This window comes from Streptomyces sp. EDA2-14 (assembly GCF_054963755.1).
Window position 1 is genome coordinate 167,174 of the sequence record NZ_JBUEGE010000003.1, and the last position, 21,791, is coordinate 188,964.

18 protein-coding genes are annotated in these 21,791 nt (G+C 70.5%); 4 read left to right on the forward strand and 14 right to left on the reverse strand.

Going from position 1 to position 21,791, the window contains the following annotated elements; genetic code table 11:
• Positions 1-20 precede the first annotated feature (20 nt).
• Complete coding sequence (locus tag ACY34M_RS10590; RefSeq protein ID WP_462719353.1) at positions 21-1,511, reverse strand: NCS1 family nucleobase:cation symporter-1; 1,491 nt, start codon at positions 1,509-1,511, stop codon at positions 21-23.
• A gap of 382 nt (positions 1,512-1,893) precedes the next feature.
• On the opposite strand from ACY34M_RS10590, the gene ACY34M_RS10595 reads away from it, so the two are divergent.
• Complete coding sequence (locus ACY34M_RS10595; protein ID WP_462719354.1) at positions 1,894-2,862, forward strand: arabinan endo-1,5-alpha-L-arabinosidase; 969 nt, start codon at positions 1,894-1,896, stop codon at positions 2,860-2,862.
• A 29-nt stretch (positions 2,863-2,891) separates the two neighbouring features.
• Here ACY34M_RS10595 and ACY34M_RS10600 read toward each other — a convergent pair whose 3' ends face one another.
• The 3 genes from ACY34M_RS10600 to ACY34M_RS10610 form a co-directional block, all read right to left on the reverse strand.
• Complete coding sequence (locus ACY34M_RS10600) at positions 2,892-4,418, reverse strand: NCS1 family nucleobase:cation symporter-1 (protein WP_462719355.1); 1,527 nt, start codon at positions 4,416-4,418, stop codon at positions 2,892-2,894.
• Positions 4,419-4,530: 112 nt separating this feature from the next.
• Entirely contained in the window at positions 4,531-5,553 is a 1,023-nt protein-coding gene (locus ACY34M_RS10605) for a TIGR03842 family LLM class F420-dependent oxidoreductase (protein WP_462719356.1), read from the reverse strand.
• A 147-nt stretch (positions 5,554-5,700) separates the two neighbouring features.
• Positions 5,701-6,573 (reverse strand): oxygenase MpaB family protein, encoded by an 873-nt coding sequence (locus tag ACY34M_RS10610; protein WP_462719357.1) that lies wholly within the window; start codon positions 6,571-6,573, stop codon positions 5,701-5,703.
• 261 nt (positions 6,574-6,834) lie between these two features.
• Here ACY34M_RS10610 and ACY34M_RS10615 point away from each other — a divergent pair, with 261 nt between their 5' ends.
• Positions 6,835-8,055 carry an MFS transporter gene (locus ACY34M_RS10615; protein ID WP_462719358.1) on the forward strand — a complete coding sequence of 407 codons (1,221 nt, stop codon included), beginning with the start codon at positions 6,835-6,837 and terminating at the stop codon, positions 8,053-8,055.
• On the opposite strand, the gene ACY34M_RS10620 is transcribed toward ACY34M_RS10615, so the two are convergent.
• The 7 genes from ACY34M_RS10620 to ACY34M_RS10650 all read right to left on the reverse strand — a co-directional run bounded on the left by ACY34M_RS10620 (position 8,056) and on the right by ACY34M_RS10650 (position 16,340).
• The gene (locus ACY34M_RS10620; protein WP_462719359.1) at positions 8,056-9,120 is read right to left on the reverse strand and encodes an LLM class flavin-dependent oxidoreductase; all 1,065 of its coding nucleotides are present in this window, start codon (positions 9,118-9,120) and stop codon (positions 8,056-8,058) included.
• Positions 9,121-9,153: 33 nt separating this feature from the next.
• Positions 9,154-10,590, reverse strand: a complete 1,437-nt coding sequence (gene hydA, locus ACY34M_RS10625; RefSeq protein WP_462719360.1) for a dihydropyrimidinase — start codon at positions 10,588-10,590, stop codon at positions 9,154-9,156.
• A gap of 28 nt (positions 10,591-10,618) precedes the next feature.
• Complete coding sequence (locus tag ACY34M_RS10630) at positions 10,619-11,461, reverse strand: nitrilase-related carbon-nitrogen hydrolase (protein ID WP_462719361.1); 843 nt, start codon at positions 11,459-11,461, stop codon at positions 10,619-10,621.
• Between the two features lie 117 nt (positions 11,462-11,578).
• A complete protein-coding gene (locus ACY34M_RS10635; RefSeq protein WP_462719362.1) occupies positions 11,579-13,120 on the reverse strand; it encodes a PucR family transcriptional regulator in 1,542 nt (513 codons plus the stop codon).
• A gap of 73 nt (positions 13,121-13,193) precedes the next feature.
• Complete coding sequence (locus ACY34M_RS10640) at positions 13,194-14,486, reverse strand: aspartate aminotransferase family protein (RefSeq protein WP_462719363.1); 1,293 nt, start codon at positions 14,484-14,486, stop codon at positions 13,194-13,196.
• A gap of 193 nt (positions 14,487-14,679) precedes the next feature.
• Entirely contained in the window at positions 14,680-15,936 is a 1,257-nt protein-coding gene (locus ACY34M_RS10645) for a hypothetical protein (protein WP_462719470.1), read from the reverse strand.
• 152 nt (positions 15,937-16,088) lie between these two features.
• Positions 16,089-16,340, reverse strand: a complete 252-nt coding sequence (locus tag ACY34M_RS10650) for a helix-turn-helix domain-containing protein (RefSeq protein WP_462719364.1) — start codon at positions 16,338-16,340, stop codon at positions 16,089-16,091.
• A 63-nt stretch (positions 16,341-16,403) separates the two neighbouring features.
• Here ACY34M_RS10650 and map point away from each other — a divergent pair, with 63 nt between their 5' ends.
• Complete coding sequence (map, locus tag ACY34M_RS10655) at positions 16,404-17,171, forward strand: type I methionyl aminopeptidase (RefSeq protein WP_462719365.1); 768 nt, start codon at positions 16,404-16,406, stop codon at positions 17,169-17,171.
• A gap of 223 nt (positions 17,172-17,394) precedes the next feature.
• Here map and ggt read toward each other — a convergent pair whose 3' ends face one another.
• Positions 17,395-19,197 (reverse strand): gamma-glutamyltransferase, encoded by a 1,803-nt coding sequence (ggt, locus tag ACY34M_RS10660; protein ID WP_462719366.1) that lies wholly within the window; start codon positions 19,195-19,197, stop codon positions 17,395-17,397.
• A 103-nt stretch (positions 19,198-19,300) separates the two neighbouring features.
• Between ggt and ACY34M_RS10665 the strand changes: the two genes are divergently transcribed.
• Entirely contained in the window at positions 19,301-20,068 is a 768-nt protein-coding gene (locus tag ACY34M_RS10665; protein ID WP_462719367.1) for a hypothetical protein, read from the forward strand.
• 206 nt (positions 20,069-20,274) lie between these two features.
• On the opposite strand, the gene ACY34M_RS10670 is transcribed toward ACY34M_RS10665, so the two are convergent.
• Positions 20,275-21,141 carry an amino acid ABC transporter permease gene (locus ACY34M_RS10670; RefSeq protein WP_462719368.1) on the reverse strand — a complete coding sequence of 289 codons (867 nt, stop codon included), beginning with the start codon at positions 21,139-21,141 and terminating at the stop codon, positions 20,275-20,277.
• Positions 21,138-21,782, reverse strand: a complete 645-nt coding sequence (locus ACY34M_RS10675) for an amino acid ABC transporter permease (protein WP_385766595.1) — start codon at positions 21,780-21,782, stop codon at positions 21,138-21,140. The genes ACY34M_RS10670 and ACY34M_RS10675 overlap by 4 nt, the downstream gene beginning before the upstream one ends.
• Positions 21,783-21,791: the final 9 nt, after the last annotated feature.

The following is a 21,791-nucleotide window of genomic DNA, read 5'->3' on the forward strand; positions in this document are numbered from 1 at the left end:
CGGGGGTCGGAGGGGTCGGATCAGGCGGCGGGGACCGCGATCTCCTCGCCGTCCACGTCGTTCGCGGTGCGGCTGCGGTCCGCGAGGACAACGTAGAGCAGCGCGGCGAGGCCGGCGCCGATGAACCAGGAGAACCCGGAGACCGACTTGAACGCGGGGACGAGGGCGATCACGACCGCGACGGCGGCGGCCGGACCGAAGGCGCCGACGGCCCGGAGGTGGAAGCCGGAGCGGTAGTGGTAGTCGCCGTCGGGGGCGTCCGTGTAGAGGTCGGGGACGTTGACCCGGGTCTTGCGGACGAGCCAGTAGTCGGCCATGACGACACCGAAGGCGGGGCCGAGCAGCGCGCCCAGTCCGCCGAGGAAGTAGTTCACGACGGTCGGGCTGTTGTAGAGGTTCCAGGGCAGGATGACGAGCCCGATGACGGCGCTGACGATGCCGGCCTTGCGGAAGTCGAGCTTGCGCGGGAACAGGTTGACCAGCGCGTAGACGGGCGCCACGAAGTTCGCCAGCAGGTTGACCGCGATGGTCAGGACGATGAAGGCGAGCGAGGCGAGGACCATCAGCGGGGTGCTCGGGATCGTCGCGACGATGTCCTCGGGGCCGGAGATCACCGCACCGTTGATCTTGAACTGGCCGCCGGAGAGCACGACGACGATGCCGGCGAAGAAGAGCATGTTGAGCGGGATGCCGACCAGGTTGCCCGCGACGATGGCGCGGCGGCTCTTCGCGGAGCGGGTGAAGTCGCAGAAGTTCAGGACGAACGTGCCGTAGATGACGACCCACAGCGCGGCGGACTCGAAGATCTGCCGCCAGGCGTCGAACCCGGTGGGCGCGGAGCCGGTGGAGACCGCGATGGACATGTCCGCCTTGATGAAGATCCAGGCGGCGAGCGCGCACATCGTGATGAGGATGGTAGGCGCGGCGAACGCCATGTACTTGCGGATCAGCTCCATGCCGTAGCTGACGATGACGACCTGGACGACCCAGAGGACCAGGAAGGTGATCCAGCCGAGGGTGGACAGGCCGAGGATCGAGTTGTGGTCGAGCGAGGCGGCGCCGGGCGCCAGCTTCTTGATCACGGCGCCGAGCACGACGGCGGCGAGATACGTCTGAATGCCGAACCAGGCGATGGCGACGGCCCCGCGTACCGCGGCGGGGATCTGCGCCCCGCGGATGCCGAAGGCGATCCGGCTCATCACCGGGAAGGGCACGCCCGTCTTCTGGCCCATGTAGCCGGAGAGCGTGAGGAGCCCGAAGAGCAGGAGCGAGGCGACGGCGAAGGCGATGAGGATCTGCCAGACGCTGAGCCCGAGGGCGAACAGGCCCACGGCAAAGGCGTAATTGCCCAGGCTGTGCACGTCGTTGCCCCACAACGTGAAGACGTTGTAGGCGCCCCAGCGGCGCCCCTCCTTCTTGGTGGGGGCCAGATCCGGACTGTAGAGACCGGGACTGGTGCGGGCGGGTCCATCGACACCGGCGGTGGGGGTCTGTTCGTGCACGGCAGCCATGACGCGCTCCTGGATGTCCACAATTTCCGCGATGAGGAATTTCATTTCCTCTTGGCGGGATGACGCTACTGGCGGGTTTTGCGGTAATCAAGAGGTGTACGCGAAGAAAACACCGATTCCTCACGCGTCAACTGGCCGCCCGATTCGGGCATTTGGGAACGGTGCGCACACAGCGCCCGCATCTCCAGTTTGGTATACCAAACCCGATGGAGGGTGGATCCGTCAATGAGCCAGGTCACAGAAGTTGAACTGGAGGACACCCCGGGGAAAGCCGCGCGATTCATTGACGCGCAACGCCTTCGACTCTACGTTCCCGTCCGAACACGCGACCAGCGTCCGAAATACCGGACACCGTCGCCCTCTTCCACGCGAAGGAGCCCCCATGCCGCGCGCCGCACGAAGAACCGCGTTGTTCGCTCTCCCCGCCGCCGCCCTGCTGGCGCTGATCCCCTCGACGGCGTCCGCCTACCCGAACCCGGGCACCGTCACCGGCGCCACCGTCGTCCACGACCCCACCATGATCCGCACCTCGGCGGGCAAGTACCTGCTCTACGCGACGGGCGGCGGACTCGCCGAGCGCTCCTCCACCGACCGGACCGCCTTCACCGCGGGCCGCGACGCCTTCACCACCAAGCCCTCCTGGTGGTCCTCGTACGCGACGGAGGCCTGGGCGCCCGACATCTCGTACCACAGCGGCAAGTACCTGATGTACTACGCGGTCTCGACCTTCGGCTCCAACAAGTCCGCGATCGGCCTGGCCGGTTCGACGACGGGCGAGCCGGGCTCCTGGTCGGACTACGGCGTCGTCTACACCTCCACCACGTCGAGCGACTACAACGCGATCGACCCGAACCTGTTCGTCGACGACGACGGCAAGTGGTGGCTTTCATTCGGCAGTTGGTGGACCGGGATCAAGATGATCCGGATCAACCCGTCGACCGGCAAGCAGCTCTCGACGAACACCACCCGCTACTCGCTGGCCGCCCGGCCCACCGGCACCAAGGCCGTCGAGGCCCCGTACATCGTCAAACGCGGCGGCTACTACTACCTGTTCGCGTCGTACGACACGTGCTGCGCCGGCACCAGCTCCACGTACAAGGTCAAGGTCGGCCGCGCCACCGCCGTCACCGGCCCGTACTACGACAAGAGCGGGGTCGCCATGACGAACAACGGCGGCACCCCGGTCCTCGAGTCGCACGGCCGCTACATCGGCCCCGGCGGTCAGTCGATCATGAACGACGTGGACGGCGACCTGATCGTCTACCACTACTACGACGGCAACGACAACGGCACCCCGAAGCTCGGCATCAACCTCCTGAACTGGAGCACAGGGTGGCCCGTCGCCTACTGACCCCGCCGGCAACCGTCAGCAAGGGAGGCTCACTCCGGGGTGATCCCCGACCGGGGCCGCAGAGACATGAGCGCCAGGTAGACGAGGAGTGAGGCCCCGAGGCCCACGGCCCACCCGTAGTCGGCGAGCGGTTTGAGGAGGGGGACGAGGCCGTCCACCGGGAACGGTCCGGCCTTGTTCCCCTTCGCGTCGACCGTCGAGTACGAGCCGCCCACGGCGAGCACCCCGCCCACCGTGAAGGCGGCGACGGCGCGCCAGTTCCAGCCGGCGCTGTACCAGTAGCGCCCGCCCTTCACATACAGGTCGGCGAGGTGCAGCACCGTGCGGCGGACGATCCAGTAGTCCGCGATCAGGATCCCGGCCACCGTGCCGAGCAGTCCGCCGACCACACCGAGCCACGTGAAGATGTACAGCTCGGGCGTCGAGGTCAGCTTCCACGGCATGACGAGGACGCCGACCACGCCCGTGACGACGGCGCCGGTGCGGAAGCTGATCAGCTTCGGCGCCAGGTTCGCCAGGTCGTACGCGGGCGAGACCACGTTGGCCGCGACGTTCACGGAGATCGTCGCCACGAACACCGTGATCAGGGCGAACAGCAGGCCGAACACATTGTCCGTCTTCCCGGCGAGCGCCACCGGATCCCAGATCGGCGCCCCGTACACCTTCTCCGAACCCGCCGTCACCAGGACCGACATCAGCGCGAACAGCGTCATCGTCGTCGGCAGTCCGAGCGTCTGCCCGAGGACCTGCGCCCGCTGGCCCCTGCCGAAGCGGGTGAAGTCCGGAATGTTCAGCGACAGCGTGGACCAGAAGCCGATCATGCCCATCAGGCCGGGGAAGAAGACCTTCCAGAAGTCCGCGCCCCAGCCGACCTTCGACGGCTCGTGCAGCAGCGGGCCGAAGCCGCCCGCCTTGTTCGCGATCCACACCAGCAGCACCACCGCGCCGACGAGCACGAACGGCGCCGCCCAGTTCTCGAAGCGGCGCAGCGTGTCCATGCCCCGGTAGATGATGGCGAGTTCGATGACCCAGAAGGCGACGAAGCAGAGCCACAGCGTCCACGGATAGCCGCCGACCTCGGCCGCTCCCGTCCAGCCCCCGAAGATCTTCCCGAGCAGTACGAAGATGCCCTGGCCGCCGATCCACGTCTGGATGCCGAACCAGCAGCAGGCCACCGCCGCCCGCACCATCGCGGGCAGATTGGCGCCGCGGACACCGAAGGAGGCGCGGGCAAGGACCGGGAACGGTATGCCGTACTTGGGCCCCGCGTGCCCGGTGAGCAGCATCGGGAGCAGCACGATGACGTTCGCGAGGGCGATGGTGAGGACGGCCTGCTTCCAGTCCATGCCGAGCGCCACGAGCCCCGAGGCGAGGGTCCAGGACGGGATGCAGTGGGCCATGCCGATCCACAGCGCCACGAAGTTGTACGTGGTCCAGCGGCGGTCGGCGAGCGGGACGGGACGCAGGTCCTCGTTGGCGTAGCGGCTGCCGGCGGGGTAGTCGGCGGCGGCGAGCTCGACCGCGGACACGGGTGGTCTCGGAGCGGTGTCGGTCATGGGCAGTCCGTTCTGCGGAGGGAGACGGGAACAGCGGCCGTGCGGGTGCGGGCGGTGCCGTCAACTGCCTTGCCTGGTACGGATGGTGGTTGTTGCCCCGGAACCGGTCGGGTCATGCGTCCAGCGCGGGGATCACCTGATCGCCGTACGTCTCGACCACCGACTCCTTCGCGTCGTGCATCGCGTACACCGCGAACTGGTCGACGCCCAACTCCTGGAGCTTCCGCAGCTTTTGGACGTGCGCGGCGGGCGGGCCGAGCAGACAGAAGCGGTCCACGATCTCGTCGGGCACGAACGCCGTGTCCGGGTTCCCGGAGCGGCCGTGGTGGGCGTAGTCGTAGCCCTCGCGCGCCTTGATGTACTCCGTCAGGGCGTCCGGGACCATGCCGGAGTGCGCTCCGTACCTGGCCACGAGGTCCGCCACGTGGTTGCCGACCATGCCGCCGAACCAGCGGCACTGCTCACGGGCGTGGGCCAGCGCCTCCGGCGAGTCGTCCGCCGTGACGTACGCGGGCGCGGCGACGCAGATCTTCACCTCGGCGGGGTCCCGGCCGGCCGCCCGCGCCGCGTCCCTGACCGCCTTCACCATCCACTCGGTGAGGAACGGGTCGGCGAGCTGGAGGATGAAACCGTCCGCCTCCTCGCCGGCCATCTTGAGCGCCTTGGGCCCGTACGCCGCCATCCACACCGGGAGTTCGGCGCCCTCGCGCACCCAGGGGAACCGGACGACGGCGCCGCCCCCGAGGTCCGCCTCGTCGCCGCGGCCGAGCGCCCGGATGACCTTCATCGCGTCGCTGATCCGGGCCAGCGTGTTCGGCTTGCGGCCCGCGACCCGCATGGCGGAGTCGCCACGCCCGATGCCGCACACCGTGCGGTTGCCGTACATGTCGTTGAGCGTCGCGAAGGTCGAGGCGGTGACCTCCCACGTGCGGGTGCCCGGGTTGGTGACCATCGGGCCGACGGTGAGCCGCTCCGTCTCCGCGAGGATCCGGCTGTAGAGCACGAACGGTTCCTGCCACAGCACGCACGAGTCGAAGGTCCACCCGTAGGTGAATCCGGAGCGCTCCGCGCGTTTCATCAGGTCAACGACCGCGGACGCGGGCGGGTCGGTCTGCAGAACGAGTCCGAAATCCATGGTGAGCCCCTCGTGTCGAGTGCCGAGCCGCCATTGAAGGGCACAATCCTGGACTTCTCACGGAGGCTTGGCAAGAGGTTCGCCCAGCCGGTTCTACGCGCGTCCAGCTTCGGTCGACCGAGCGGGTGAGCGCGGCGTGCCGGGCCCTCAGGGCCGGGCGCCCTCGCGGGCCGGGCCGCCGGGGAACGTGCCGAGGTCGGCGATCCGGTACCCGTTCGGATAGCCGCGCACGGTGCTGCTGTCCCGGCCGTGCTGCGGGGTGCTCCGCGCCGGGAGGAGCCGGACGAACCGGCCGCGCGCCCGCAGCCCGCGCCGGACCAGCCGCTCGACGGCCAGGTTCGGTTCCCGGTAGCCGAACGCGGCGCGCAGCGGCGGGTCCATCAGGCAGACGGAGGCCCGGCGCACCGCGGCGCCGAGCGGGCCCGGATACCAGGACGCCATCAGGTCGAGCGTCGCCTCGGAGACCGCGTGGCCGCCCGGGTCGTAGGCGAAATGGCGGCGCTCGTAGTCGTCCATGAGGCTTTCGAATTCCTCGAACGTCTCCGGGATGTCCTTGATGTTCATGCGCCGGCCGAGGTCCCGGTAGTAGTTGGTCGCCGCGCGCACCTCGCGGGGCGAGTACGGCCGCCAGGCGTAGGACTCCATCCATCGCTTGGGCACGACGACGAAGGTCGACAGGACGTAGCGGTAGTCGTCGTTGGAGATGTCGTAGGCGCGATGCATCCGGTTCATGCGGCGCACGGCCTCGCGCCCCTCCCCCGTGTCCGGGCCGTGCTCGCCGACGGCGTCGAGGATGAGCACGGTGTCGTCGTACCGCTTCTGCGCCCGCTCGGTGAACTCACCGGTACGGCCGAGGAGTTGGCCGATGCTCGGGACGGCGTACGTCCGGTAGAGGGCGAACCCCAGGGCCTGCATGGTGTCCCAGGGGAACTCGTAGGACGAGCTGATGCTGTAGATCTCGTGGTAGTCGGTGTCGGGATCGAGCCGGCGGATCTTCTGGATCCAGTGGTCGCGCCGCACGCTGGTCCTCCCTGGGCCGTGACGCACGACGGTGCCGTGTCCCCGACGTGCCTGCGGCCCCACCTTCGTACGGCCGCCTTCAAGGATCAAGAGCGACGGCGGGTCTCCCTGCGTGGCGGGGCGGTGTCGCGCGGTGACAGAGGTCACGGAGACGTACGGGGCATGTGCGGAATGCGAGGCGCCCGCGCGCTGCTGCACGGGTTGTGAGCCCTCCTCTGTCCCCGGGGCGGGCCCCTGCTTCCGTGAAAGGTTTCCTGCACTATGCCGCTGGCCCTGCTGGCCCTGGCTGTTGTCGCGTTCGGCATCGGCACGACCGAGTTCGCCACGATGGGGCTGCTGCCCCAGATCGCGGACGGCATCGACGTGTCCGTGCCGCACGCCGGCAATCTCGTCTCCGCGTACGCGCTCGGTGTCGTCGTCGGCGCCCCCGTCCTGACCGGCATCGGCGCGCGCATCCCGCACAAGCGGCTGCTCCTGCTCCTGTCCGGCCTGTTCGTGATCGGCAACGCGGCGTCCGCGATCGCCCCTAACTTCGGCCTGCTCTTCGGCGCGCGTTTCCTCGCCGGTCTGCCGCACGGCGCGCTGTTCGGCGTGGGCGCCGTCGTCGCGTCCCGGCTCGTCACACCCGACCGGGCCGCCCGCGCCGTCTCGAAGATGTTCCTCGGACTCACCGTCGCGAACATCATCGGTGTCCCGGCGAGCACGGCCCTCGGCCAGCACCTCGGCTGGCGCTCCGCCTACTGGGCGGTCGCCGTCATCGGCGGTGTCGCCCTCGCGGCGCTCGCCCTCTTCGTCCCGCACCAGCCGCGCGGCGGACAGACCGGGATCCGGCACGAGCTGCGGGCGATGGGCAACCGGCAGGTGGTGATCGGCCTGGCCACGGCCGTGGTCGGCTTCGGCGGATTCTTCGCCGTCTACAGCTACCTGGTGCCCATGCTGACCAACGTCACGGGCATCTCCGACTCCTCGACCACGCTGGTCCTCGCGCTGTACGGCGTCGGCATGACCCTCGGCACGCTGGTCGCGGGCCCGCTCACGGACCGCGCCCTGCGGCCCACGCTGTACGCGGGTCTGGCGCTGCTCGCGGCGGCCCTCGTGGCGTTCTACTTCGCGGTCCACAGCACGGTGCCCGCGCTCATCGTCATCACTCTGGTCGGCGCGCTGGGCTCCCTCATCACGACGCCCGTGCAGATGCTGCTGATGGCCAAGGCGGATTCGGCGCCGACCATGGCCGCCGCCTCCAACCACTCGGCCTTCAACCTCGCCAACGCGGGCGGCGCCTGGCTCGGCGGCCTGGCCATCTCGGCGGGCTGGGGCTGGACGTCCCCCAACCTGGTGGGCGCGGCCCTCGCGGTCGCCGGCCTGGCCCTGGCCTTCGCGGGCGGCTTCATGGACCGCGGCCACCGCCACTCGGACGTGGTGGCCTCGTCCGGCCCCGAGGCCACGGCACAGGCGGACGAGGTCACACTGACGAAGCCCTGATCACGACGGTGCGGACACCGGGCCCCAGTCGAAGGGCGGGTCGGGGACGGTCCGGCGCAGCACCGGGGCGACGTCGGACTGGAAGAGTTCCAGCGAGCTCCGGTGCAGGCTCTCGGTGCGTCCGGCGGCGTCCGCGTGCAGATGGAGCACGGTGTGCCCGAACTGCTCGTGGTAGCGGTGCACCTTGTCGATCACCTGCTCCGGGCTGCCGATCAGCGCCGAACTGCGCTCGACGAACTCTTCGAGCGTCGCGAAGACCGGCTCCAGACCCAGCCGCCGCTGGAACGCCAGACTGCCCTCGAACACGGGCCGGTACGCGGCGATCGCCTCCTGCGACGTACGCGCCACGTGGATGCCCGCCGTGCCCGCCCCGACGGCGATGTCCGCGGGGTCGTGGCCGTAAGTCTCCCAGCGCTCCCGGTAGTACCTGATCAACTCGGCGTACGGTTCCACGGTGTTGGTGACATTGGCGGAGAAGAGCGGGTCGCCGTAGCGGGCGGCCAGGTCGGCGGACTCCTTGCTGGTGGCGCTGCCGTGCCAGACGCGGACGGGGCGCTGCAGCGGCCGCGGCCACACCTCGGCGTCCGTGAGTCCGGGCCGGAAGCGAGTCCGCGCGGTCACCTTGTCCTGCCGCCAGAGCTGCCGGAACACCTCGTAGCTCTCGGCGTTGCGCTCCCACTGGTCCTCGGGGGTGACGTGGAACAGCTCGCGCTGTGCCGCGCCGTTGCCCTTCCCGATGATCAGCTCGAGGCGTCCGCCGGAGAGATGGTCGAGCGTCGCGTAGTCCTCGTAGGCGCGCACCGGGTCGAGGAGGCTGAGCGTGGTGACGGCCGTGAACAGGCGGATGCGGCGGGTGAGAGCCGCGATGTGACTGAGCACGACGGGCGGCGAGGAGGAGATGAAGGGCCGCTCGTGCCGCTCCCCGACGCCGAAGCCGTCGAAGCCCAGCTCCTCGGCGAGCACGGCGTTGTCGAGCACCTCGCGGAAGCGCTCGCTCGTCGACTTCAGCGTGCCGGTCACCGGGTCGGGGGCATGCACGATCAGGGTGATCGCAAGAAACCTCATCTGCCCAGGTATACCGCGCAGTTGACCGCAAGATCATTGCAGCGGCATGAACTCTGATCCCGGCTGGCCGAGGTACTGGCACGTCCCCCGAGGCAGGTACGTGCCGTGCCCGGACCGCCCCGTGAACTCGCGGTCCGAGATCACCGGTTCGCCGCGCGACAGGACCGTCTCCACCCGCCCCGTGATCCGCCTCCCCTCGTACGCCGAGTAGTCGACGTTCATGTGGTGGGTCTCGGCGGAGACGGTCTGCTCGGCGTGCGGGTCGTAGATGACGATGTCGGCGTCCGCGCCCGGCGCGATCGTGCCCTTCTTCGGGTACAGGCCGAACATGCGCGCCGGGGTGGCGCAGGCGATCTCGATCCAGCGGCGGCGGGTGATGCGGCCGTCGACCACGGCCTGGTGGAGGAGGTCCATCCGGTTCTCGACGCCCGGCATCCCGTTCGGGATCTTCGAAAAGTCGCCGCGGCCCAGCTCCTTCTGCCCGCTGAAACAGAACGGGCAGTGGTCGGTGGAGACGACCTGGAGGTCATTCGTGCGCAGGCCACGCCAGAGCGCCGCCTGGTGCTCCTTCGGCCGCAGCGGGGTGCTGCACACGTACTTGGCGCCCTCGAAGTCCGGCTCCGCGAGGTTGTCCGTCGACAGGAACAGATACTGCGGACACGTCTCGCCGAAGACCGGCAGCCCCTCGTCCCGCGCCCGCGCCAGCTCCGCGAGCGCCTCCTGAGCCGACACGTGGACGACGTACAGCGGCGCGCCCGCCACCTGCGCCAGCTTGATCGCGCGGTGGGTCGCCTCCGCCTCCAGGAGGGACTTGCGGACCTCGCCGTGGAAGCGCGGGTCGGTCTCGCCGCGGGCCAGGGCCTGTTCGACCAGGACGTCGATCGCGATGCCGTTCTCCGCGTGCATCATGATCAGGCCGCCGTTCTCACCGGCCCGCTGCATGGCCCGCAGGATCTGCCCGTCGTCGGAGTAGAAGACGCCCGGGTAGGCCATGAACTGCTTGAAGGAGGTCACCCCCTCCCCCACCAGCAGGTCCATCTCCTTGAGCGTCTCGTCGTGGACGTCGGAGACGATCATGTGGAAGCCGTAGTCGATCGCGCACTGGCCGTCCGCCTTGGCGTGCCAGGCGTCGAGCCCTTCGCGCAGGGAGTGGCCCACCGACTGGATGGCGAAGTCCACGATGGTGGTGGTGCCGCCCCAGGCCGCGGCCCGCGTGCCGGTCTCGAAGGTGTCGGCGGCGTAGGTGCCGCCGAAGGGCATCTCCATGTGGGTGTGGCCGTCGACGCCGCCGGGGATGACGTACTTCTGCGATGCGTCGACGGTGCGCGCGTCCGTCCAGGACGCGGCGGTGCTGCTGCCGGTGGCCGCGAGGGCCACGACCCGGCCGTCCTCGATGAGGACGTCGGCGTGCATCTCGTCGGCGGCGGTGACGACGAGTCCGCCGCGGATGACCGTACGGACGGCGCTCATGTGCTCCTCCAGAGGTACGGGGCGGGGGCTACGGGCGGGTCAGGGGCTCGTACGCCTGCGGGTTGCGGTCGCGGTAGAACTGCCAGCGGTCGCGGACCTCGCGCAGCTTGGCCATGTCGAGTTCGCGGACGACGAGTTCGGGCGCCTTGTCGTCGGCGACCTCGCCCACGAACTGGCCCTCGGGGTCGACGAAGTACGAGGTCCCGTAGAAGTCGTTGTCGCCGTAACTCTCGACGCCGACCCGGTTGATGGCGCCGACGAAGTACTCGTTGGCCACCGCCGCCGCCGGCTGCTCCAGCTGCCAGAGGTAGCGGGACAGGCCGCGCGAGGTGGCCGAGGGGTTGAAGACGATCTGGGCGCCCTCGAGGCCGAGCGCGCGCCAGCCCTCCGGGAAGTGCCGGTCGTAGCAGATGTAGACGCCGATCTTGCCGACCGCCGTGTCGAAGACCGGCCAGCCGCTGTTGCCGGGGCGGAAGTAGAACTTCTCCCAGAAGCCCTTGACCTGCGGGATGTGGGTCTTGCGGTACTTGCCGAGGTAGCTGCCGTCGGCGTCGATCACGGCGGCCGTGTTGTAGAGGACGCCGGGCTGCTCCTCCTCGTAGACGGGGAGGACGAGGACGATGTTGTGCTCGCGGGCGAGGGCCTGGAAGCGCTGGACGACCGGTCCTTCCGGCACGGACTCCGCGTACTCGTAGAACGTCGCGTCCTGCACCTGGCAGAAGTACGGGCCGTAGAACAGTTCCTGGAAGCAGAGGACCTGGGCGCCTTGGGCCGCGGCGTCGCGGACCGCCTGCTCATGCACCTTGATCATGGATTCTTTGTCGCCGGTCCATGCGGTCTGGAAGATCGCGGCGCGGATCACGGGGCTCATCGGGACCTCCAAGGTTCTTCGATGGCTCGAACGGTGCTGGCTCAGACGGTAGGGGCCGGGAGCCCGGCAGCCGAGTCGCAGCGTGTCACGTGCCGGGGCCGTGGGCGTTGCACGGTGTCACGGCCTCGACTGCGTGTCGTGCGCGAGCAGGGCCACATGGACGGACGCGGCCTGCTCGAAGTCGTCGAGGTCGACGCCGAGCAGGGTCTGGATGGACTGGAGGCGGCGGTAGAGGGCGGGGCGGCTCATGTGGTGGAGGAGGGCGGTGCGGGACTTGTTGCGGCCGGTGGTGAGGTACGTGCGCAGGACCGGGAGGAGTTCCGCGGCGTCCTCGGACATCAGGATGGCGTCCAACTCGCGCTCGGAGAAGGCCTGTACGCGGGGGTCGTCGCGCAACTGGCGTACGAGACCGCGCAGTCCCACGTCGCCGATCCGGACCACCTTCGGCAGGCCGGGCGGCGCCCCGGTGACGGCATCGGCGACGTGCAGCGCCTCGCGCAGCGCCTCCGGCACGTCGTCCCAGGCGGTGCGGGCGGGCCCCGCCGCGACCACGGCGGGGCCGCCGGTCTCGGCACGCAGGCGGTCCGCGAAGTGCGCGGCGAGGGCCTCGGGCGACTGGTCGCGGGCGAGGCTGAGGAGGACGGCCGTGGCATGCTCGGCCAGTTCCGCCACGAGGCCCGGAAGGCCCAACAGGCGTATCAGTCGGTCGAGTTCGGCCGGTGGCGTGCCGCGTACGACGAGGGGGACGAACGTGCGGCGGTCCACCGGGAGACCCGCCGCCCGTGCGCGGGGCAGCAGTCCGCGGGCCGGTGTCGCGCCGGAGAGCAGGTCGGCGAGGAGGCAGCGGGCCGACTGCTCCTCCCAGCTCGGTCCCGCACCGGCCAGCAGATGGTGCAGGACGAGGGCCTCCGCCGCCCGGTCCGCGAGCAGCCGCCCGGACGCGCCGTCGCCGCGGTGCCCGCACAGGACGACGGAGCCCCACCGCTCGCCGCGGCCGCCGAGGTCGGCGCGGATCCAGCCCTCACCGTCGACCCCGCCGGGCTGCCGGGCGATGCGGTCCCAGTCGCGCAGCACGTCGTCCACGGCGGGGCGTTCGCCGGCCGTGGCGAGGACGCGGTGGGCGAGGTTGGTGAGGACGACGGGGCAGCCGCTGTGCGCGGCGATCTCGTCGAGCAGCGCCTGAAGCGGAGCGCCCGCCGTGATGAGCCCGGTGAGCGCGGTGCGGATGCCTTCGGAGAGGCTGACGGCGGCGAACTTCCTTCGTACGAGCCGGGACTGCACCTCTTCGGTCAGCTCGGCGAAGGGGAACGGGCGGTGCAGCACCACCATGGGAAGGCCGTGCCGTTCGGCGGCGCGGCGCATCCCCTCCGGGGAGGACGGGAAGGCGCGGCCCAGGCCCAGGACGAGGGCGGCGGCCTCCGCGCGGTGCAGCGAGTTGACGTACTCGGCCTGCAGCCGCTCGTCGCCCGCGAGGAGGACCCCCGTGGTGAGGATCAGCTCGCCGCCGCTGAGCATCACGCCGACGTCCGCGGCCTCCGCCACGTGCACCCAGCGCACGGGCCGGTCGAGGTGGTCGGCCGCGGCGACCACCTCCGGCTGGCCGGCGGCGATGCGGTCGAGGGCGAGTATGTGGCGGACGGTGAGGGTGTGCGCGGACATGTGCGGAGGGTCTCCCTCGTGTCGAGCGGCTACCCGGCGAGCGGTCGCGGGGCTCCGCCCCGGACCCCGCTCCTCAAACGCCGGAGAGGCTGGATTTGAGCGCCCGCTCCAGGATCCCGGCCCCCTCCTCCGCCTCCGCCACGGTCAAGGTCATCGGCGGAGCGATCCGCAGGACGCTCGAATCGTGGCCGCCGCCCTTGCCGATCAACAGGCCCTGCGCGCGGCAGGATTCGAGGACCTCGGCGGCATCGGGCCCCGGCGCCTCCAGCTCGATGCCGATCATCAGTCCGCGTCCCCGCACCTCCCGTACGCCGGGCGCGGTCGCGGCGATGGCGCGCAGGCGCTCGATGAGCAGGCCGCCGACCCGGCGGGCGTTGCCCTGGAGGTCGTGTTCGAGGAGGTACGAGAGGTTGGCGAGGCCCGCGGCCATCGTGATCGGGGAGCCGCCGAACGTCGAGATGGAGTTGGCGTCGAGGCAGTTCATGACGTCGGCGCGGGCGACGACGCCGCCGATCGACATGCCGTTGCCGATCCCCTTGGCGAAGGTCAGGATGTCCGGCGGTCCCGACCGGCCGTGCGCCTGCCAGCCCCAGAAGTGCTCGCCGGTGCGGCCCCAGCCGGTCTGCACCTCGTCCGAGATCCACAGGATGCCGTGCTCGCGCAGGACGTCGCGGAACGCGGCGTACAGGCCGTCGGGCGGGGAGGTGAAGCCGCCGACGCCCTGGATGGGTTCGGCGATGAGCGCGGCCACGTCGCCGCGGGTCTGGCCGAGCATGTCGCGCAGGTCGGCGACGCAGGCGTCGACGAACTCGGCGTCGGACAGGTGCGCGTACGGCCCACGGCCGCGCACGCCCCCGTGCACGTAGAGCGTCTGGAGCGGCGACAGACTGGTCGGCGACCAGCCCTTGTTGCCGGTGATGCCGACGGTGGAGAACGAGCGGCCGTGGTAGCTGTTGCGCATCGCCAGGATCTGGTTCGAGCGGCGGTGCGCGGTGGCGAGGAGCAGCGCCGCGTCGTTGGCCTCGGTGCCGGACGTCGTGAAGAAGACGCGGGCGTCCGGGATGCCGGACAACTGGGCGACGCGCTCGGCGAGTTCGACCATCGGCCGGTTCAGGTAGAGCGTCGAGGAGTGGATGATGCGGCCCGCCTGCTCGCTCACCGCCTTGGCGACCTCGGGCAGCGCGTGCGCCGTCATCGTGGTGAGGATGCCGCCGAAGAAGTCCAGATACCTGTTGCCCTCGGCGTCCCAGACGTGCCGGCCCTCGCCGTGCGTGAGCTCGATCGGATCGTCGTAGTACAGGGCCAGCCAGTCCGGCAGGACGTCGCGGTGCCGGTCGTGCAGAGAGGATCGGGAGGGGGTGGTCATCGGCGGCACTCCTTTTCCTTGTGTCTCTACGCAGGCACGTCGGCCGTGTCCCTGCCGTACACCTCTACGCACGTAGAACGGCGGTAGAGGGACGAACGTAAGCCCCTGGAGAGGGCTTGCCAAGGCCATCGTCGACAACCCACTGGATCGGTGCGGGCCCGGCACCCGTGCGGGTGACGGTTCGGGCGCCGGTTCAGTGCGCGAGTCCGGCGACGCGCAGTGCGTGCACCACGTCCCAGTAGCGCTCGTCGGAGATCCGTCGGGCCGCGTCGAGGAGCAGCGGGACGAGCCGTTCGGGGGCGCCGCGCGCGGTGTCGGCGGCCTCTTCGGGCGTGCGGCCGCGGACGTACGCGTCGAGGAGCGTGCGGACCTCGCGGTGCCGACCCTGCGCGTCGAGCAGCCCCACGGCGTCGCCGAACTCGCCCGGTGGCCGGCCCATCCCCTGCCGCAGCACCTGCCGTCCGTCGTCGGCGCGGCCCGCCGCCGCCAGGGCGTCGGCGGCGGCCACCAGTTGCCCGGGCGGCAGCGACGCGGCCTCCCAGAGCAGGGTGGCCCAGTCGGCGCCGAGCCCGGCGCGCGCCAGCTCGTCGGCGAGCAGCGGGAGCCGGTCGGCGGGCCCGGCCGCCGCCGCCACGAGGACCATGTGCGCCTCGCCGCTGCGGCCCGCGGCGCGGTGCCCGGCGAGAAGGGCGACGGTGTCCGCGACGTGGGCGTACACGGCGGCGTCGGGCGGGGGCGGCGCGGGATCCGCCGCCTCGTCCTGGTCCGTCGCGGCTCCGGCGAACCGGGCGCCCGTGGGGGTGGGGGCCGCAGGCGTCGGGGCGGCGGCCTCCGGCTCCGGTTCGGCCGTGGGCATTCCGGCGAAGCGGGCGCTGCCGCGGGGGCGGCGTCTGCGTTCCTTGGAGGCCGGTGCGGCGGGTCGGGTCCGCGGCGGGGTGCGCCGCTCGGCCTCCGATCCCAACTCCGCGAGCCGGGCACCGAATTCGGCGATCCGGGCCGTCGCCCGCTCGTGGTCGTCGTGCGCCCACGCCAGATCGAGACGGACGGCATCGGCCTCCGCCTCGTCGACGGTGGAGTCGAGGCGGCCGCCGAGTTCCTGGAGGCGCCGCTCCGCGTTCCGCCGCTCGTGCGCCATGAGGTCCATCCGGTCGGCGAGCACCTCGCGCCTGCCGGGCCCGGAGTCGTGGGCGCGCGCGGCGGCCCGGTGCAGGGCGCGGGCGCGGGCCGCCTCGCGCTCCGCGTACTCGGCGCCGGATGTCGCCGCGAGGTCCTTCAGCAGGGCCTCCACCACGTCCCAGGGCGGCACCTCGACGCCGTCCAGGCAGGCCCGCATTCCCTCGGGGTCCCGCTGCCAGAAGACGCCGCACCAGCCGGCGCGCTGGTCGAGCCGGGCGTTGAGGCCGTGCAGATATGCCGCGAAGTCCCGCACCCGGTCCGGGAGTTGTCCCACTTCCGTCACGCGCCCCGCCGATCGTCGCGCCCTCGATTGCTTCCTGGAGCCTTACGCTCCGGAAGCCAACACCCCGCGTGTTACGGGCGTACTACGCGCGTTTTTCGGGGCGGACACCGACGGCGGAAACCGGCAGCGAAAACCGGCCTCGCTCAGACCGGTGTCAGCGCGCAGTGCGCCATCAGCTCGTCCATGGAAAGCCCCAGCTCGCGGGCGAGCGCAGCGACGGTGAAGAAGGCGGGGGTGGGCGCACGGCCCGTCTCGATCTTGCGCAGTGTCTCGACGGAGACGCCCGCGCCCGCGGCGACCTCCGTCATGCTGCGCCCGAGCCGCGCCTCGCGCAGCAACCGGCCCAGGCGCTCGCCGCGCTCGCGCTCTTCGGGGGTCAAGGGAGTTCGGACCATGCCCCCATGCTACCCGAGGCCCCAATTTTTGTACCGGATTTAAATACCGGTATAGTTATTGGCATGGTGGAACTGAAGACGGACACATCGATCGACGCGATGCGTGAGGCGGGCCGGGTCGTGGGCGACGCACTCACCGCGGTGCGGGAGCACGCGGCCGTGGGCGTGAGCCTGCTGGAGCTGGACGAGGTGGCGCGCGAGGTGCTGCGCAAGGCGGGCGCCACGTCCCCCTTCCTCGGCTACCGGCCGAGCTTCGCCCCGACGCCCTTCCCCGCGGTGATCTGCGCGTCCGTGAACGACGCGATCGTGCACGGGATCCCGACCGGGTACCGCTTGCGCGACGGGGACCTGGTGTCGATCGACTGCGGGGCGGAGCTGGACGGCTGGGCCGGGGACTCCGCGCTCAGCTTCACGGTCGGCGGGGCCCGGGAGGCGGACGTACGGCTCGTCGAGACGGCCGAGCGGGCGCTCGCGGCCGGGATCGCGGCGGCGGTCGTGGGGAACCGGATCGGGGACATCGCGCACGCGATCGGGACGGTGTGCCGGGAGGCCGGGTACGGGATTCCCGAAGGGTTCGGCGGGCACGGGATCGGGCGGCGGATGCACGAGGACCCGCCGGTGCCGAACGAGGGGCGTGCGGGGCGGGGGATGCGGTTGCGGCACGGGATGGCGCTGGCCATCGAGCCGATGGTGATCGGGGGTGGTGGGGACGGCTACCACGAGGCGCCGGACGGCTGGACGCTGCGCACGAACGACGGCAGCCGGGCCGCCCACGCGGAGCACTCCGTGGCCGTCACGGACTCCGGCCCCCGCATCCTGACGGCCCGCTAGGCGCTCCCGGAGACGGGGTTGCACCCTCGGGGCTCCGCCCCGGCCCCCGCGCCTCAATCGCCGGCGGGGCTTGATGGATCAAGCCCCGCCGGCGCCCCATCAAGCCCCTGCGGCGATTGAGCAGCAGGGCCCGGGCCGGAGCCCCGGACTTTCAAGCCCCTGCGGCGATTGAGCAGCGGGGGCCGGGGCGGAGCCCCGAGGCGTAGGAACGGACCACCGCAAGCTACTTACTGGGCGAAACGACCATCGCCGAGCCACCACCCCGCCGAACCTTCTCCGCCGCGGCCAACCACTTCCCGTTCGACAACCTCTGCACACCGGTCGCCGCCCCGATCTCCGGGTTCTCCTTGAACGAGTGCCCGATGGCCTCCAGCTTCCCGCGGAGCGCACCGTCGTACAGCCCCGGCTCAAGCTCCGTCTGCGCCGCATTGCGCTGACTGGCCCGCGGAGCCGCAATCGCGTCGACGAGCGGCAGATCCCGGTCCAGGAACCCCGTCAGCGTCTGCAGCACCGTGGTGATGATGGTGGCACCACCCGGCGAACCGACCGCGACCACGGGCCTGCCCGACTTGTCGAGCACGATCGTCGGCGAGATCGACGACCGCGGCCGCTTGCCGGGACCCGGCAGGTTCGGATCGTGCACGTCCGGGCCGGCCGGCGCGAAGGAGAAGTCGGTCAGCTCGTTGTTGAGCAGGAAGCCGCGCCCCGGCACGGTGATGCCGCTGCCGCCGGTCGACTCGATGGTGAGGGTGTAGGAGACGACGTTGCCCCACTTGTCGGCGGCGGTGAGGTGCGTGGTGTTCTCCCCCTCGTACGTCGTGGGCGCCGCCTTGTCCCCGGCCTCGCCGCACTTTCCGGGATGCCGCGGGTCACCGGGCGGGAGCGGGCTCTTGAGCACCGCGTCGTCCTTGATCAGGCATGCGCGCGAGTCCGCGAACTTCTGCGAGAGCAGCCCCTTCGTCGGCACGTCCTCGAACGCCGGGTCGCCCACCCAGCGCCCCCGGTCCGCGAAGGCCACCCGGCTCGCTTCGATGAACCGGTGCAGGTACTGGACGTCGGACGCCTTCGACAGGTCGGTGTTCTCAAGGATGTTGAGCGCTTCGCCGACACTCGTGCCGCCGGACGACGACGGCGCCATCGAATAGACACCGAGGCCCCGGTACGAGGTCCGGGTCGGCGCCTGGAACTTGGTGCCGTAGGCCGTCAGGTCCTTCGCCGACAGCTTGCCGGGGCGCGCGTTGTACCCGGACGCCGGGTCGACCGGCGGTTTGTTGACCGTCTTCACGACGTCCTTGCCGATGTCACCGCGGTACAGCGCCCCGGTTCCGTCCCGGCCCAACTGCTCGTACGTCCGCGCGAGGTCGGGGTTCTTGAACGTCGAGCCGACGGCCGGGAGCTTCCCGCCCGGCAGGAACAGCTTCGCCGTGTCGGGGAAGTTGCGGAACCGGGCCTCGTTGGACGCGGTCTGCGAGCGGAACGTGCCGTCGACGGTGAACCCGTCGCGCGCCAGCTTCGTCGCGGGCTTCAGAACCGAGCCGAGCCGCTCGCTCCCCCACGCGTCGAGCGCCGACTGCCACGTCGCCGGGGTGCCCGGCGTACCCACGCTCAGCCCGCTGGTGACCGCGTCGTTGAAGGCGATCGGCTTGCCGTTCTCCAGGAACAGGTCGGAGCCCGCCGTCTTCGGCGCCGTCTCGCGGCCGTCGATGGTGTGCACCTTGCGGGTCTTGGCGTCGTAATAGACGAAGTAGCCGCCTCCGCCGACCCCGGAGGAGTACGGCTCGGTCACGCCGAGGGCGGCCGCGGTGGCGACGGCGGCGTCCACCGCGTTGCCCCCGCGCTTGAGGACCTCGATGCCGGCCGCGGACGCGTCCGCGTCGACGCTCGCCACGGCGCCGCCGGAGCCGGTCGCCACCGGCTCCTTCACGGGAGTGCTCGAACCGGACGACGGCGGAGCAGCAGCCCCAACCGCCACCATGCTGCCCAGAGCAGCGAAGACCGATAGTTTCCGGGCAACTGAACGTCTCATCCGTACCTCCGGTCAACGGGCGTCAGCGCAGCGTAACTTGGCGGGCGGACTCCGTCAGGACCCCCTCGAAGCCCCGCGTCGCCGACCGCTAGAGTGCGCGCCCATGACTGAAGACGTGCGCAACATCGTCCTCGGCCTGATCACGGCGGGCATCGGCGCCGCGCTGGGCTGGCTCGTCCGTACCTACCTGTGGAAGCGCAAGCTCCGCCGCAAGCAGGCCTTCTTCGGGCTCCCCGACAACTCCGAGTCGCTGCTCGTCGTGAACCGGGACGCGGGCGGCCCCGAGCTGACGGTGAAGCGCCACGACGTCTTCGCCCTCCTCGAACTCTCCGCGCTCATCAAGGACTGCAACGCGCACGCCCAGGTCGTCGCCCACGACACCACGCAGCAGGGCTTCGGGGACCGCACGGAATTCTGTGTCGGGGGTCCGGCCTCGAATCGGCGTATGGCGGCCCATATGGTGAGCCTGCTGCCCGGCATACGGGTCAACACCGACCCCGAGCCGGGCCCGGACCGCGGCGCCTTCCAGATCGGCTCCGAGCGCTACCGCCTGGAGCCGAGCAGAACCGAGTACGTGCTCCTGGCCCGCCTCACCGCCGGTTCCGCGACCCCCGAGGCGAGACCGGTGTTCCTGTTCTGCGGCCAGCTGCCGATCACCAACCAGGCCGCCACCCGCTATCTCGCCCGGCACCACGAGCGGCTCGCCCGCAAGCACGGCAACAACTCCTTCGTCCTGCTCCTGAAGGTCGTGAACTCGGGGGCGTACGGTCCCGACGTCGTCGAGGTGGTCTCCGACGTCACGAAGGCGGCCCAGGCCCCGCTGCCCGCCGCACCGGCGAACGGCGGCCGGGCGGCGCACCGCGCCAAGTGAGCCCACGGGCCGCCCAAAACCAAGGAGAGCGGCACCCCCGCCGCGTACGAATGCGACAAGGGCCCGCTCATCCTCGGCAAGCAGGCGCGTCCCGACCGGCACGCGGCAGCTGACCTTCTCCTCACGACATCCGCGTATTTCGCGAACCTCGGACGCGAGCAGTGATCTCCGGCTGCCGCTGGGCGGAACGGCCCATGCTTTGGTACTTACGGACCTGGCAGCAGCGTCCCTGGCTCGGCCGGGGCGACATCCGCCGCCTCCGTCTTGGGGTTGCGCCGCTGGCGCTTGGCCACCCATTGGGCGAACCAGGACAGCACCATGCACATCCCGATGTAGATCGGCGAGATCACCATCACCACAGGGATGAAGGGCAAATCGTAGTCGAGGTTGGAAGCGATCAGTTTTCCGGCGTGGAGGAACTCCTCATAGGTGATGAGATACCCGAGCGATGTGTCCTTCAGGGCCACCACCAACTGGCTGATGATGGCGGGCAGCATGGCCCGCACCGCCTGAGGGACGAGCACATGCGTCATGACTTGCGTCTTGCGCATGCCCAGCGCGTAGGCCGCCTCGCGCTGTCCGCGCTCCACCGCGTTGATGCCCGATCGGAACACCTCGGCGAGCACGGAGCCGTTGTAGAGCGTCAGGCCGGCGACGAGCGCGGCCAGCGGCTCCATCTTGAGGGCCACGTAGATGAAGAAGATCATCACGAGGACCGGCATGGCGCGGAAGAACTCGACGAACAGCGTCGCGATCCAGCGCACCGGCTTGTGGTCGGAGAGCCGCCCCACGGCCAGGATCGTGCCGAGTACGAGCGACAGGACGGCCGCCATGGCGAAGGCCTTGAGCGTGTTGCCGAGCCCGCGCAGGAGCAGCTTCTGGATGCCGGTGTACTCGAAGGGCATCCACTTCGTGTACGTGAACTGGTCGGTGTCGAAGAGCAGGTACAGGATCCAGGCGATCACCGCGAGCACGAGGAGGGTCGAGATCACCCCGTACAGCTTGTGCCGGCGTTCGGTCCTGGGCCCCGGGATGTCGTAGAGGGCGGTGGCGTCGTGCCGCAGTGCCTTCATCGGGCGAACCCCCAGCGCTTCTCGAGGAAGTTGAACAGGGCGCTGATGGCGAGCGTGATGATCAGGTATCCGATCGCGATCCAGACGAAGGTCCAGATGATGTTGTAGCCGAGCTCGCTGAGCGTCTTGTACGTGCCGAGCAGCTCGACGACGCTGAACGCGCCCGCGATCGCCGAGTTCTTGGCGAGCGCGATGAGTGTGGAGCCGATGGGCGGGATCACGGACCGGAAGGCCTGCGGCAGGATCACATGGGTCAGGGTCTGCCCGAACGTCATGCCGAGACTGCGGGCCGCCTCGCCCTGCCCCTTGGGCACGGTGTTGATGCCGGAGCGCACCGCCTCGCAGATGAACGCGGAGGTGTAGCAGCCGAGCGCGAGGATCGCGAAGACGGTGAACGGCAGGACGAGCCCGAATCTGGGCAGGCCGAGCAGCACCGCGAAGAACAGCAGGGTCAGCGGGGTGTTGCGGAGCACCGTGACCCACGCGGTGCCGAAGGCCCGGAAGGAGCCGACGGGCGCGACCCGGAACGACGCCATGAGGAACCCGAGGACCAGCGCCAGGATCGAGGCGAAGACCGTGAGTTCGACGGTGCCGAGGAAGCCTTTCCAGTACAGCTCGATGTTGTCGGTCAGGACATTCATGGGACGCCT

Excerpts from the sequence above, each read along its gene's own strand:
- ACY34M_RS10590 (WP_462719353.1), bottom strand. The coding sequence starts at position 1,511 with ATGGCTGCCGTGCACGAACAGACCCCCACCGCCGGTGTCGATGGACCC.
- ACY34M_RS10595 (WP_462719354.1), top strand. The coding sequence starts at position 1,894 with ATGCCGCGCGCCGCACGAAGAACCGCGTTGTTCGCTCTCCCCGCCGCC.
- ACY34M_RS10600 (WP_462719355.1), bottom strand. The coding sequence starts at position 4,418 with ATGACCGACACCGCTCCGAGACCACCCGTGTCCGCGGTCGAGCTCGCC.
- ACY34M_RS10605 (WP_462719356.1), bottom strand. The coding sequence starts at position 5,553 with ATGGATTTCGGACTCGTTCTGCAGACCGACCCGCCCGCGTCCGCGGTC.
- ACY34M_RS10615 (WP_462719358.1), top strand. The coding sequence starts at position 6,835 with ATGCCGCTGGCCCTGCTGGCCCTGGCTGTTGTCGCGTTCGGCATCGGC.
- ACY34M_RS10620 (WP_462719359.1), bottom strand. The coding sequence starts at position 9,120 with ATGAGGTTTCTTGCGATCACCCTGATCGTGCATGCCCCCGACCCGGTG.
- hydA (WP_462719360.1), bottom strand. The coding sequence starts at position 10,590 with ATGAGCGCCGTCCGTACGGTCATCCGCGGCGGACTCGTCGTCACCGCC.
- ACY34M_RS10630 (WP_462719361.1), bottom strand. The coding sequence starts at position 11,461 with ATGAGCCCCGTGATCCGCGCCGCGATCTTCCAGACCGCATGGACCGGC.
- ACY34M_RS10635 (WP_462719362.1), bottom strand. The coding sequence starts at position 13,120 with ATGTCCGCGCACACCCTCACCGTCCGCCACATACTCGCCCTCGACCGC.
- ACY34M_RS10640 (WP_462719363.1), bottom strand. The coding sequence starts at position 14,486 with ATGACCACCCCCTCCCGATCCTCTCTGCACGACCGGCACCGCGACGTC.
- ACY34M_RS10650 (WP_462719364.1), bottom strand. The coding sequence starts at position 16,340 with ATGGTCCGAACTCCCTTGACCCCCGAAGAGCGCGAGCGCGGCGAGCGC.
- map (WP_462719365.1), top strand. The coding sequence starts at position 16,404 with ATGGTGGAACTGAAGACGGACACATCGATCGACGCGATGCGTGAGGCG.
- ggt (WP_462719366.1), bottom strand. The coding sequence starts at position 19,197 with ATGAGACGTTCAGTTGCCCGGAAACTATCGGTCTTCGCTGCTCTGGGC.
- ACY34M_RS10665 (WP_462719367.1), top strand. The coding sequence starts at position 19,301 with ATGACTGAAGACGTGCGCAACATCGTCCTCGGCCTGATCACGGCGGGC.
- ACY34M_RS10670 (WP_462719368.1), bottom strand. The coding sequence starts at position 21,141 with ATGAAGGCACTGCGGCACGACGCCACCGCCCTCTACGACATCCCGGGG.
- ACY34M_RS10675 (WP_385766595.1), bottom strand. The coding sequence starts at position 21,782 with ATGAATGTCCTGACCGACAACATCGAGCTGTACTGGAAAGGCTTCCTC.